The following is a 239-nucleotide window of genomic DNA, read 5'->3' on the forward strand; positions in this document are numbered from 1 at the left end:
TGGATGTCACCAACTATGTAATGCTGGAGGCCAATCAGCCCCTGCACGCTTTCGATTACAGGCTCCTGGGACCGGAGCCGCGGATTGTGGTGCGCCGGGCCAGAGATGGTGAGATTTTTACCACCCTGGATGAGCTGGAAAGGCGTCTGGACAGCAATATGCTGGTGATCACGGATGGGGAAAGACCGGTGGCCCTGGCCGGAGTAATGGGGGGCTTAAACACCGAAATCAATGATGAT

General features: G+C 56.1%; 1 protein-coding gene. It reads left to right on the top strand.

The window, feature by feature from the left end:
* Nucleotides 1-239 (top strand): phenylalanine--tRNA ligase beta subunit-related protein (locus tag B2633_RS08675; protein WP_483170210.1); only part of this gene is annotated, 239 nt, incomplete at both ends.

It is taken from the genome of Syntrophomonas sp. UBA1041, assembly GCF_002316705.1.
Classification (GTDB): Bacteria; Bacillota; Syntrophomonadia; order Syntrophomonadales; family Syntrophomonadaceae; genus DTU019.